This is a genomic window from Caulobacter sp. DWR3-1-2, from assembly GCF_049896225.1.
Classification (GTDB): domain Bacteria; phylum Pseudomonadota; class Alphaproteobacteria; order Caulobacterales; family Caulobacteraceae; genus Caulobacter.
This window is the reverse complement of record NZ_JAFCTW010000001.1, coordinates 415,700-427,751: the sequence shown is the minus strand read 5'-3', so window position 1 is coordinate 427,751 and position 12,052 is coordinate 415,700. Positions and strand designations below refer to the sequence as shown.

Here is a 12,052-nt window from a genome sequence, read left to right as displayed (position 1 = left end):
CAGGAAAACCCCTCACCGATTTTTCAACCGCAGCACGGGCTGGTCAGGCCGCTCGGCGTGGCAAGCTTGAGGGAGGCGAGACGCGGGCCTTGAGACGGTCCATCAGCGCGCCGAGCGTTGCGCAGTCGGCGCCGACGAGGTCGTCGATCTCGACATGGAAATGGTCCTCGATCTCGACCAGCACCGCCATATAGGCCTCCAGCGGCAGGCCCAGGTCGCAGATCCGGGTCGGGCGCTGCAGACCGTAGCGGCCAGTCTTGCTGGAGATCAGGTTGGCGATGTCGTCGTCTGTCAGGAAGGCGTGGGCGAAAAGGGCGTCGGTCATGGCGCGATACTCCCGTGGAGGTCTGGCCCAATGACGCCGCACGCCCTACCGCCCCTCACCGATTTACGCGTCGCTCACGCCAGCATCCTGCCGTCTTCCATGCACAGGACCTGATCGGCCAGGTCAGCGAGCCGAGAGTCGTGGGTCACGCACACCACCGTGGCGCCGCTGGCGTGCGCCTCGGCGCGGAGGAGAGCGGCGATCTGCCGTCCGTTCTCGGAGTCCAGGGCCGAAGTCGGCTCGTCGGCGAAGATCAAGGCGGGGCGCTTGGCCAAGGCGCGGGCGATGGCGACACGCTGCTTTTCGCCACCCGACATCTCGCCGGGTCGATTGGACATCCGCCGCTCCAGACCGACCGCCGCCAGGGCCTGGGCGGCCCGTGACCTCGCCTCCCGCGCCGGTACGCCCAGTCGCCGCAGCACAATCTCGACCTGTTCGCTGGCGGTCAGGGCGGGCAGCAGATGGAAGCCCTGAAAGATGAAACCGGAATGGGCCAACCGAAAGCGGTCGCGCTGGTCGCCGCTCATCGGCGTCAAGGCGCTGCCCAGGGCCTCGACCGATCCCGCATCGGGGCTCAGCAGTCCGGAAAGAATCGCCAGCAGGGTCGACTTCCCCGATCCCGATGGGCCGGTGATCATCACCATCTCGCCGGACCTCAGGCTCAGACTGACGGGGTGCAAGGCATCAACACGCTGGACACCTTGGCCGTAGTGTTTCCGCACCGCTCCGGCGCGCAGCGACACCGTCATGTCGCTTGGCCGCCCAAGGTCAACAGCAGATCGACATAGGCCCGGGCCCGGGCGGCCTGGGCGTTGGTCAGCGCCACGTCCGCGTCCACGGCGCGCGCCTCCAGCGTGGCCAGGGCGACCCCGTCCATGTCGCCGTCCTGATGCCGCGTCTGGCCCGCTCCGAACCCCGCGACCGCCTGGGTCCAGGCCTTCCTCGCCAGATGCTCGGCTGCGCTGGCGTCCTGCAGCGTGGCCAGATCCAATCGCGATTGGCCCCAGGCCTCGCCGACCGCCTTGCGATAGGCCAGTTCGGCCAACGCCGCTTCAGCCGCGGCGCCGCGCTTGCGAGCCTTGGCCGCGCCGCCGTCCAGCAACTCGTGAGACAGCCCACCGGCGACCGCCCAAGCCAAGGCTCGGACGTCCAGCAGATAGAGCAGGTCGGGATCGCCCGACCCGATCCCGGCAGTCAGCATGAAGCGGGGTCGCGACGCGGCGACGGCTTCGGCCCGACGCGCGTCGGCGGCTTGAAGTCGGGCGAACGCGGCCTGGATGTCAGGACGCGCCAGCACGGCCTCGGACGAGATCGTGTGAACTGACGGGGTGACCGGGATTTCGTCGCCCGCATAGGCCGGCTCGTCGATGGGAGCCTCTTGCCCGAGCAACAGCCCCAGTCGCAGACAATTGGCCTCGACGATGTGACCGGCGACTTGAACCTCGGCGCGCGCCTGGGCCTGAGCCGAGCGCGCGGTCGTCAGGTCTCCGTCCGTGGCTGAACCCTCCAACGTCCGGTGGCGGATCAGATCCGCAGTCCGTTGGACCAGGGTCGCCTTGAGCTCGGCGGCGATCCGGTGCTCCTGGTCGGCGCGCAGGGTCACATAGGACCTGGCCACTTCCGCCAGCACCAGCCGGCGCGCGGCTGCGGCGTCCTGCAGGGCGGCGGTCTCATCGGATCTGGCCGCATCCAGACCCCGCTTGAGCCGGTGGAAGAGGTCGACCTCGTAGCTGCCTAGCACCGGGGCGCCGACCCCGGAGGTGCTCGACGAGAAATCGGCGCCGCCGATCGCGGCCTCGGCGCCGATCGTCAGGTGCGGCCGACGCCCGGCCTGGGCCAGGTCGACATCGGCGCGGGCCTTCTCCAGCCGCGCCAGGGCCATGCGAATATCCAACGAGCCCAGTTCGGTGCGGATCAGCAGATCCGCCAGAACGGGATCGGCGAGATCTGGAGACCAGGGCCGCTCCAATTGTGCAGAGGCCACAGGCGCATCCATCCCACCCCTTGCCGCCGCGAACGCCATCGCGGGTGTTGCGACCAAGGCGGCGGCCAGAATATGCCCGATCATTGTCCTATCCTCGCCAGCACGCGCTGGCCCAGTCGCAAGGTGTTTGGCTCTTCGATGGACAGGATCAGGCGCAGCACCCGACCGTCGGCGCGTCCGCCCGGCTGGTCGTCCAGGGCCGCAGCCTCGAACGCTGGCGAAATCCTCACGACCCGCGCCTTGAAGACACGCCCGCCGCCGCTCGCATCGGTGACCCAGGCGCTGGCCCCGGGGCTGATCCGTCCGACGAAGGCTTCGTCGAGCTCGGCGCGGATGATCCGGGGGCCGTCTGGGGCCAGAACGAACAGCGGCGTACCGGAGGCGGCGACCGCAGCCGCGCCCACCGCTGCTGTTCGGCGCAGAACCAGGCCCGACATGGGCGCGCGGACGGTGCGGACGGTCCGTTCCAGCTCGGCCAGGCGCTGGCGGGTTCGCGCCACGTCCACGGCGCGGGCCGCCTCCTCGCTCTGGGCCAAGGTCAACGTCGCCGCCTGCCTGGCCTGCTTGGCCTCGTGCTCTGAAACGGCGTCCGCCGAGGCCAGGCGCGCAAGGCGCGCGGCTTCGGCCTGGGCGGCGGACGACCTGGCCTGGGCGCCGCGCCAAGCGGCTTCTCCCTGCGCGGTCTCCGCCGCGGCTTGGGCCGCCAGCAGGACGCTGCGGTCGGTGTCGAGCTGGGCCAGCACCGCCCCGCGATCGACGTGCGCGCCCTCCTCGACATTGACCTTGGCGATCAGGCCGTCACGCGGCGCGGCGATTGGGATCAAGCCCCCTTCGATGGCGACCACGCCGCGGGCCACGGCCGCAGCCGCTGGACGGTTTTGGGCGTGAGCGGCGTCAGGTCCCCGCTGGCAAGCGGTTAGCAACGCGCCTGTCGCCAGCAGGATCGGTAAAAGGACGCGGCCGGACGGCGCGTGGCGAAGGACCATGAAAAACCTCATAGAAGCAACGCGGCGGGATCGGCCCGCGCGACACGGCGCAGCGCCCAGAGACCGGAACCGAAGGCGACCAGCGCCACCAGACCGATCGCGCCCGCGACCATCGGCGCGGTCATCACCAGGGGCGTAGATGACGCAGTCGCCACCGCCGCCAGGATCGCGGCCAGGACGCCGGCCAGAAGCACGCCGGCCGCCGCGATCCAGGCGGTCTGGGCCAGGACGATGACGCGCAGGGCGCCGATGGTGAACCCCAGGGCCCGCAAGGCCGCGTAGTCCTTGAGAGAGGCGGCCACGGCGGCCGCCAAGGTCTGGCTGGTGACGATCACCGCCACCAGAATGGCCACGGCGCTGCCGAACACGAAGGCTACGCCGGCTCCTGACTCGCTCAGCCAGTAGCGGACGCTTCGATCGGCGAAGGCCTGGCGGGTCATCGGCTCGAAGCCCCGCTGGCGTCCCACCTCGCGCAGATCGGCGACAGCCGCGGCGGCCTGGGTAGGATCGTTGAGCCGGGCGGTGAAATAGGCCGCGCCCTCCCCGTCACCAAGGGCGGTATCCAGCCGATGGGCCGTGGCGGCCGAGGCGATGACATTGACACCGCCCAAGGCGCGCAGCCCCTCGGTGACCCCGACGATCCGCACCCGCCGGCCGTTGATCTCGGCGAGACCCCCGACGCTCGTCTCCAGCTTGCCCAGGTCGGCGCGATCCACCAGCACCGCGTCCGGCTCGGCCAGCGCGGCGCGCAGGTCGGTCGACAGGACGTCGGACAGCACCATCGCGCCAGGCATAGGGTCCAGGCCGACAATGTAGACATTGACCATGCCGTGCCGGCCGGTGCGCCATTCGCCCGTGCCCCAATAGAAGGGCTCGACCTGGGCGATGCGCGGGTCGGCGCGGAGGAAGAGCTCGGTGGCCCCGCCGATCGGCCGGCCCAGATCGATGCTCTGCACGCCCGGAAATCCAACCCACAGGTCAGCCGAGGACTTGGTCACGTAGACGCTGGCCAGAGAGAACACGCCCAGGATCAATCCGGCCTGCAGCAGCACCAGAAGGCCGGAAAAGCCCACCGCCACGGCCGCCGGCGCGAAACGACGCCACTCGAACAACAGGGTCTTGAGCGCGATGGAGGTCATGCGTCGGCTTCCGACGCGGCCAACTCGACCGTCTTGGCGCCGCGGCCGATCAGCAGGACGCCGAGCAGGATCGCCAGGCTGCCGACCACCTGCAGCCCGCTGATGGGCTCATGAAAGACCACCGCGCTGGCGGCGATGATCAGCACATAGCTGACAGCCGACAACGGGAACGCCGCGCTGAGCGGCATCTCCGCCAACACCGTCATCCAGGCCGCGAAGGCGGCGATCTCCAGCGCCACCAACAGCCGAACGCTGGGCATGCGCGCGGCGGCGGCCAACCACGCCAGATCGAACCGCGCGTGCGCCAGTTGGTTGGCCGAGGTCTTGGCGGTGATCTGGTAGGCCAGACTGATGATCGGCAGGATGGCGAACAGGATGGCCGGCGCGAAACGGCGGCGCGGCTTGTGGATCGCGATGTTCATGCGGCCAAGCCTTCGAGCGCGTCGCCCATGAGCAGCGGCGCCAGCAGGCGTAGCGCGCCGTTGACCAGCCCATTGCGATGCTTGAAATACATGGCCACGGGGGTCAGCCGACTGCCCAGTCGCAGCTTGTCGCCCAGATTGGCCTGGCCGCTTTGGTAGCGCTTCAAGCCAAGCTCGAGGCAGCGCTCCAGATTGAAGAACCAGCTGAGAAAATAGAGGTTGTGGGCGCGGCCGCGTGCGGCCTCCATGCAGAAGAACTTGTCGAGCAGGACCTCGCCGTCTTCGAGCAGCAGGTTGAAGGCCAACAGGTCATCCTCGACATAGTAGAGGGCGAACACCGCCCGGCCGGGCATGCGCTCGGCCACGGCCTTGAAGAAGCCCGGCGTCAGGGTCTCCAGCTGCGCGTCGGCCCGGGCAAGGGTCTGGCGATAGAGCGCCATGGCCCGAGGCAGGTCCGCGCCCAGCTCCACGCGCAGTTCGATCCGCACCTTGCCGCGCGACCTCAGCTTGCGGCGCATGTCGCGACGAGCGCCGCTGGACAGCCGCGCCAGATAGGTTTCGAGATCGGCGAAATCGATGGCGAGATCGGCGATCGCCTGCCCGGGCACGGCGCTGTAGCCTGCCCCGGCCATGGCGCTTGACCACAGGTCGGCCTGCGCAGGATCGGCGTCCTTGACGCCCATCAACGAACACCCGGCCCGCGCCGCGTCCTGCTCGAAGGCGAAGATCAGGGCCTCGAGGACGGCGAGACGATCGGCTTCAGATAGTCCTGCCGCGAAACCGACGGTCGCGGTCTCCGCGCAAGGTGATCCCAGGCAGGCCAGCCTTGGCGTCATTACGCCCGGCGCGAGCCGACGGATCTGTTCGGCCACCTTGCGACCGCCCCCTTCGAAGGTGGTCTCGAGCCGATAGTCGGTGATGAAGGCCGGCGCTGCGCCGACCAGACGTCCGTCGCGCTGAACCAGGACATAGCGCCAGCCAAACCCCTCCAGCGCCGCGCTCTCGACCGCCCGCAGATAGTCGAAGCCTTCCAGCGCGCCGCCGAACAGGGCGTCCCAGCTGGCGCGCGGTAGGTCGTCCAGGCTAGTGAGGACACGGGTCTCAAACATGCGATCGCCGTCCCAACACCGGGTCGCCCTGGGGCTCGACGGCGCCGAAGAAGCTGGCGGTCATGGCCGCGACCACGTCGCGCTCCTGGTCGACGTGGATCATGTGGTAGCTGTCTTCCAGCAGATGCAGCCGCGTGGGCCCGCCCAAGGCGCTCTGCAGCCGGTAGGCGTTGCGCGGATGGCTCATGTCGTCGTCGCGCGCGTGCAGGATCAGGGTCGGGGTCGTGATCGCCTTGCCCATCCGCTCCAGATGCCGGCCCAGGCGATACATCTGGAACAGCGCCCCGAGCGGCAGGCGGTCGATCGCGCCCTCGATCAGGCTGTCCGGCGCGCGTTGGGCCAGGCTGCGCAAGCGTTCGTCCTTCAGACCGAAGGGATGGGTCTCAGCCCAGGCCAACCGGCGCACGCCAGGGAGGTTGGCGGCCAGTTGGATCACTGGCGCGGCGACGGCGAAGCGCGGCATGTTCCAGCCGTCATATTCGAAGGTCATCGAATAGACCGCTGCGGCGCGGATCGCGGGGCGCTCGGCGGCCAGCATCAGGCCCAGGGCTCCGCCGACGCAGATACCGGCCACGTGCACCGTATCGACCTCTGCGGCGAAAGCGTCATAAGAGCGGCACAGGCCGTCCAGCCAGTCGCGCCATGTGGTCTTGAGCAGGGTGGCCTCGTCGACGCCGTGTCCGACCAGCAAGGGCGCGGCGACCTCGAAACCACGACGCGCCAAGCGCTTGGCCAGGGGTTTCATCTCGGCCGGCGCGCCGGTCAGGCCGTGGACCAGCAGGACGCCATGGCCGGACTTGCCCGCCAGTCTGAGCGGTTGAACGGTCATAGCCCCGACAGCCCCACGAAGGTGACGCCGACGGCGACCAGGGCGGCGCCCGCGATCTGCATCGGGGCCAGGCGCTCCTTGAGGATCAGGGTCCCGGCCAGGGGCACGCCGGCATAGGTCAGGGTCATGATCGGGAAGGCCAGACCCAGCGGCGTGTGCTCCAGCACCAGCAGCCAGGCGATCATCTCGACGAACCAGAAGACGATCCCCAGCCACAGCACCGGCTGCAGGGCCAGGGCGGCGAGGTAGGCCGGCTTGCCCTCGGCGCCGTCGGACGCGGCCTTGAAGCTGAGTTCGCGGCCGATCTCGGTGACGATACAAAAGGCGAGCAGGCCCGCGCTGGCGGCGGTCAGGGTCGAGCTCACGACGCGAGCTCCGAAAACAACGACAGCAGCCGCAGGTTCGCCGCCTCGTTGGTCCGCGCCAGGTCCCCCGGAACGCGCCCGCGCGGCTGGTCGAGGAAGGCCTCGCCGCGTTTGAGCAGGTTCGACAGCAGGTCCGGGCCATAGCGCGGCGCGGACCAGTCTCCGACCACGTCGGCCCCGATCACGCGCGCCCGGCCCGCCACCGCGCGGATCAGACGCTCCAAGCCATCCAGGCTCAACTCGCCTTGATCCCAGTTGGTGACGGCGTCATCGGCGCGCAGCACGTCCTTGTCGATGGTGATGTAGACGGCCTGGGTCGTGATCCTGGACACCAGCAGTTCGAGGAAACCGCCCTCGCCCATCGCCGCCATGGATGGCCAGCCCTGGTCGCCGATCCGCAGGACCGGGCCGCCATCCGGGGCGCGCCAGGGGTAGAGCTCGACCCGACCTTCGGCGACCAGATCAAGATCCGCGCGCTTGGTTTCGGGACGGTCGATGTCGCCACTGCAGACGCCCACGGTGACCACCTTGGTCACGCCCGGCAGCCGCGCCGCGCGTCCGACCCAAGACCCGCAGTGAAGGCCGTTCTCGAACCGCACCCAGTCGGGGTGGTTGTCGAAGTGAACGACGGTCACGGGCCCGGCCTGCGCCCTCTCAATGGCCCGCTCGATCAGCAGCGGCGTGACGTGATGGAAGTCCCCCGAGCCGGCGAACACCATCTCGGGTCCTGGCCCGATCGGTTGCTCGCGCAGGCGATCGGCGAGCGCCGCCAAGGCCCGGGGGCGGCTCCACAGGCGTAGAGCCGGCCCCAAATCACGCGCTTCAATCGCCCGCCCGCCCGCCTGGCCAAGCAAGGCGGGTTGCTCGCCCAAGGCGCCATCCAGGTTCAGGAATACGGGACGCATGCGTTGATCAGTCGACGCAGCGACGCAGGATTGCGTCGAGCAGCTTCAGGCCCAGGTCGATTTCGCCCTTGCTGATCTCCAGCGACGGGGCCAGCGTGATGACGTTCTTGTGGTAGCCGCCGACGTCGAGGATCAAGCCGTAGCGCTTGCCGTCGACCTCGATGTCGCCCTTCATCCCTTCGGCTTCCATGCGGTTAAGCAGGGCCTTGTTGGGGGTGAAGCCGTCGGCCTCGCAGATCTCAGCGCGCAAGGCCAGGCCCAGGCCGTCCACGTCGCCGATCTGCGGCCAGCGCTTTTGCAGGTCCTTCAGGCCCTCCAGGAAGTAGGCGCCCTTCTCCAGGACCTTGGCGCCGTAATCGACCTCCGAGGTCATCCGAAGGACTTCCAGCGCCACGGCCGTGCCCATTGGGTTGGAGTTGAACGTCGAATGGGTCGAGCCCGGAGGGAAGATTTCTGGATTGATCAGCTCTTCGCGAGCCCAGACGCCCGACAGCGGGTTGAGGCCGTTGGTCAAGGCCTTGCCGAACACCAGCACGTCGGGCTGCACGCCGAAGTGCTCGATCGACCACAGCTTGCCGGTCCTCCACATGCCCATCTGGATCTCATCGACCACCAGCAGGATGCCGTGCTGATCGAGAACCTTCTTCAGCTCGATGAAGAAGTTGGGCGGCGGGATCACATAGCCGCCGGCGCCCTGGATCGGCTCGATATAGAAGGCGGCGAATTCGGCCTGGCCGGTCTTGGTGTCGAGCACGCCGTTATATTCAGTCTCGAACAGGCGGGCGAACTTGGCCACGCAGGCCTCGCCGTACTCTTCCTTGCTCATGCCCTTGGGGCCACGGAAGTGATACGGAAATTCGATGAACTGGGCGCGGTCGCTGAAGTGACCGAAGCGCCGGCGATAGCGGTAGGACGAGGTGATCGCCGAGGCGCCCAGGGTGCGGCCGTGATAGCCGCCCTCGAAGGCGAACATCAACTGTTTGCCATTGCTGGCGTTGCGCACCAGCTTGAGCGAGTCCTCGACCGCCTGGGCGCCGCCGACATTGAAGTGGACCCGGCCCTTGCGGCCGAACTTCTTCTCGGCGTCCTGGGCGATCATCGCCGCCAGCTCGACCTTCTCGCGATGCAGGTACTGGCTGGCGACCTGCGGCAGGGTGTCGAGCTGACGGTGGGCGACGGCGTTCAAGCGCGGGTTGCGGTAGCCGAAATTGACGGCCGAGTACCACATCTGCAGATCAAGAAACTGGCGCCCCTGAGCGTCGTACATGAACGAGCCTTCGCATCCGTCGAAGAACTTCGGTTCCGGCAGATAGTGCACGGTGTCGCCGTAGGAGCAGTACTGGGCCTCAAGTTCGCGCAAGGCGGCTTCGTCTAGGACTTCGGGGGTCTGTTCAGCATCGTACATGGGATAAACTCCGGTCAGATGGCGGCGCGGCGCGCCAAGCGGCCGTGGGCGGCCGCGAGCGTCGTCGTGATGGTGTGGAAGTCGGAGAATTCGTGGTGCGGCATGGCCCGCGAGCGGGCGTAGGCGGCCAGCTTGTCGCGCGCGAACAGCAGGTCGGCGCGGCTTGAGACGCAGAAGTCGGAGCGCCCGTCGCCGATGAAGACCATCAGGTCCCCAGGATCGCTGGCCCGCTCGTCGGACTTGTCCGCGACCTGGCACTTACAGACGCCCGAGCCGGCGGCGCAGCCGGCGCGCGACCAAGGCTGCTCCAGCCGTCTACCCATCTCGGCGCTGCCGACCAGATGATTGGCGATCACCGGCAGATGACCCAGGCGGTGGCGGCCCAGGATGCGAGAAATGAAACGATCGACGCCGTCACTGACCACGGTCAGCGAAAGGGCGTTGGCCTGGCACCAGGCGACGAACTCCGAAAAGCCGTCGGCCAGTTCCACGGTGTCGAGCAGGGCGTCCAGCGCCGCATCGTCGCCACCGATCAGCGCGACCTGGCCTCGCATGCACTCGGCGGCGGTGATCTCGCCCCGGGTCCAGCGCTCTTCGAGCTCTTCCCAGGCCGGCTCGGCCAGACGGGTCAGGACAAGGTCGGTCGTGTCGACCTTGGCGATGGTCCCGTCGAAATCGCAAAATATCCGCATCGCACCGACTTGGCTCCAGACGCCCCCGCGCCGTTCGAGCCAATGACGCCGTGTGTACTGAGCCCCCTCATCGAATTTTCACCGGCGGCGGGGCAGCCGTTCCGAGCCTTGCCTTGAAGTCGCCGCCGCGCGATGTCTCTTGGCCCCGCCAACTCCCTCCAACCGGACCGATCGTCTTTGTGATGAACACCGACGCGTCCGTTTCGTTTTCCAGCGCCGCCTTGGCGCGGCGCCTGGCGCGGATGCGCGGCTGACCATGGAGGACCTGCAGGACCTTTCGCCGCTCGCGGCCGTCTATCTGGAGCGGCGCGAAGACACGCGGCGGTTCTTCCAGGCGCGCCTGGGCGGTCAAGCCGATGTCGAGGATCTGGTTCAGGAGCTGTATCTGAAGGTTCAGGCGGTCGCGGACGAGTTGATCGACAACCCGCCCGCCTATCTTTACCGCTTGGCCTCCAACCTGATGCTGGACCGACTGCGCCGCGCCAAGCGGGCCGGCGCGCGCGAAACCGAATGGCGGCGCGCCAACCACACCACGGTCGGCGCTCTGGATGTGGCTGAAGAGCCCGACGCCGAGAGCGCCGTCATCGCCCGCCAGCGTCTGGAGAAAATCTCCGAGGCGATGAAAACCCTGTCGCCCGTGACCCAGCAGGTGTTCCGCCTGCACAAGTTCGAGGGCCTGACACATGTCGAGACCGCGACGCGAATGGGCATTTCTCGAAGTTCGGTCGAGAAGCATGTCAGCCTGGCTCTGAGCCATCTGGTCAGCAGGGTCGGCCGATGACCGTGTCTTTTTGGCATCACCTCCTGAAGAACCGAGGAGGGACTTTTCCGGTCATGGCGTCATTGTGGCAAGCGCCCTCCCCAGCCCGGCGCCAAGGAAGCACGACCCGTCGATGACACAGTCCGTCACCACCGATTCCATCCAACAGGCGGCGAGCGACTGGTTCGCGCGCCTGCAGGGTGACGCCGGTCTGGAAGACTGGACCGCGTTCCAAGCCTGGCTCGAAGCCGACCCTGCCCACGCTGCGGCCTATGACGAGGTCGAGGCGCTGTGGATCGAAATGGAAGACTTGCCTGCCGGCGAGATCCCCGCCGCCGTTGCGCCCGAGGTCGTGGCCGGAAACGTCCTGCCGTTCACCCCCCGCCCCAAGCCGCCGGCGCGGCGCTGGGTCTGGGCCGGCCTGGCCACGGCCGCGGCGGCCGCCGCCGCCGTGGTATTGGCCGTGCTGCCGCAACTGAGCCGCTCGACCTTCACCGATTATGCGACCCAGCGCGGCGAGACCCGGGAGGTCGCCCTGGCCGACGGCACGCGCCTGACCCTGGGCGGTGCCACGACCTTGCGGGTAAGGCTGACGCACGCCGAGCGTGACGTGACCCTGGTCGACGGCGAGGCCAGCTTCGATGTCGCCCACCTGGAAAACCGACCCTTCGTGGTCGCGGTGGCTGGCCGGGAGATTCGTGTCCTAGGCACCGAATTCAACATCCTCAGCCATGATAACCGCCTGGCCGTCACCGTGCGGCGGGGTTTGGTCTCGGTATCGGGCGGGCAGCAGGGCGCTGTGCGCCTGGCCAAGGGCCAGCAATTGGTCCAATCGCCCGGCCAAGCCACCTCACTGATTCGCACCACGGATCCGAATGCAGCCTTCGCCTGGAAATCGGGCAATCTCGTCTATCGTGACGCCTCCTTGGCAGAGGTGGTCGCCGACCTGAACCGCTACGTCGCCACGCCGATACGGGTTGATCCGAACGCCGCTTCGGTCAAAGTCTCCTGTGTGCTGTTGGTTGACGAGGAAGCGGCGATGATCCGGCGTTTGGAATTGTTCGCACCGATCGTCAGCCAGCGCAGCGGCGGCGAGATCGTCCTCAAGGCCAAGGCGACCCGACGCTGACC

Annotated in this window: 14 protein-coding genes; 2 read left to right on the top strand and 12 right to left on the bottom strand. The window is 68.2% G+C overall.

Annotation, left to right across the window (positions count from 1 at the left end):
- Positions 1 to 43: 43 nt before the first annotated feature.
- From ACP696_RS01980 to ACP696_RS01925, 12 genes are all read right to left on the bottom strand, one after another.
- Positions 44 to 325 carry a hypothetical protein gene (locus ACP696_RS01980; RefSeq protein WP_426011474.1) on the bottom strand — a complete coding sequence of 94 codons (282 nt, stop codon included), beginning with the start codon at positions 323 to 325 and terminating at the stop codon, positions 44 to 46.
- Positions 326 to 399: 74 nt separating this feature from the next.
- The gene (locus ACP696_RS01975) at positions 400 to 1,074 is read right to left on the bottom strand and encodes an ABC transporter ATP-binding protein (RefSeq protein WP_426043419.1); all 675 of its coding nucleotides are present in this window, start codon (positions 1,072 to 1,074) and stop codon (positions 400 to 402) included.
- Positions 1,071 to 2,393: a TolC family protein gene (locus ACP696_RS01970; protein ID WP_426011475.1), complete on the bottom strand. Its 1,323-nt coding sequence runs from the start codon at positions 2,391 to 2,393 to the stop codon at positions 1,071 to 1,073. Before ACP696_RS01970 ends, ACP696_RS01975 begins: the two co-directional genes overlap by 4 nt.
- The gene (locus tag ACP696_RS01965) at positions 2,390 to 3,295 is read right to left on the bottom strand and encodes an HlyD family secretion protein (protein WP_426011476.1); all 906 of its coding nucleotides are present in this window, start codon (positions 3,293 to 3,295) and stop codon (positions 2,390 to 2,392) included. The genes ACP696_RS01970 and ACP696_RS01965 overlap by 4 nt, the downstream gene beginning before the upstream one ends.
- A gap of 8 nt (positions 3,296 to 3,303) precedes the next feature.
- Complete coding sequence (locus ACP696_RS01960; RefSeq protein WP_426011477.1) at positions 3,304 to 4,434, bottom strand: ABC transporter permease; 1,131 nt, start codon at positions 4,432 to 4,434, stop codon at positions 3,304 to 3,306.
- Positions 4,431 to 4,856, bottom strand: coding sequence for a hypothetical protein (locus ACP696_RS01955; RefSeq protein WP_426011478.1), 426 nt, complete (start codon positions 4,854 to 4,856; stop codon positions 4,431 to 4,433). The genes ACP696_RS01960 and ACP696_RS01955 overlap by 4 nt, the downstream gene beginning before the upstream one ends.
- Positions 4,853 to 5,965, bottom strand: a complete 1,113-nt coding sequence (locus tag ACP696_RS01950) for a GNAT family N-acetyltransferase (RefSeq protein WP_426011479.1) — start codon at positions 5,963 to 5,965, stop codon at positions 4,853 to 4,855. Before ACP696_RS01950 ends, ACP696_RS01955 begins: the two co-directional genes overlap by 4 nt.
- Positions 5,958 to 6,794, bottom strand: coding sequence for an alpha/beta hydrolase (locus tag ACP696_RS01945; RefSeq protein WP_426011480.1), 837 nt, complete (start codon positions 6,792 to 6,794; stop codon positions 5,958 to 5,960). Before ACP696_RS01945 ends, ACP696_RS01950 begins: the two co-directional genes overlap by 8 nt.
- Positions 6,791 to 7,159: a permease gene (locus ACP696_RS01940; RefSeq protein ID WP_426011481.1), complete on the bottom strand. Its 369-nt coding sequence runs from the start codon at positions 7,157 to 7,159 to the stop codon at positions 6,791 to 6,793. Before ACP696_RS01940 ends, ACP696_RS01945 begins: the two co-directional genes overlap by 4 nt.
- Complete coding sequence (locus ACP696_RS01935) at positions 7,156 to 8,064, bottom strand: hypothetical protein (protein ID WP_426011482.1); 909 nt, start codon at positions 8,062 to 8,064, stop codon at positions 7,156 to 7,158. Before ACP696_RS01935 ends, ACP696_RS01940 begins: the two co-directional genes overlap by 4 nt.
- Before the next feature lie 7 nt (positions 8,065 to 8,071).
- Positions 8,072 to 9,469 (bottom strand): aspartate aminotransferase family protein, encoded by a 1,398-nt coding sequence (locus tag ACP696_RS01930; RefSeq protein WP_426011483.1) that lies wholly within the window; start codon positions 9,467 to 9,469, stop codon positions 8,072 to 8,074.
- 14 nt (positions 9,470 to 9,483) lie between these two features.
- Positions 9,484 to 10,161, bottom strand: a complete 678-nt coding sequence (locus ACP696_RS01925; protein WP_426011484.1) for an MtnX-like HAD-IB family phosphatase — start codon at positions 10,159 to 10,161, stop codon at positions 9,484 to 9,486.
- 256 nt (positions 10,162 to 10,417) lie between these two features.
- Between ACP696_RS01925 and ACP696_RS01920 the strand changes: the two genes are divergently transcribed.
- A complete protein-coding gene (locus ACP696_RS01920) occupies positions 10,418 to 10,942 on the top strand; it encodes an RNA polymerase sigma factor (RefSeq protein ID WP_426011485.1) in 525 nt (174 codons plus the stop codon).
- Positions 10,943 to 11,054: 112 nt separating this feature from the next.
- A complete protein-coding gene (locus ACP696_RS01915) occupies positions 11,055 to 12,050 on the top strand; it encodes a FecR family protein (RefSeq protein WP_426011486.1) in 996 nt (331 codons plus the stop codon).
- The last annotated feature ends 2 nt before the right edge of the window (positions 12,051 to 12,052 follow it).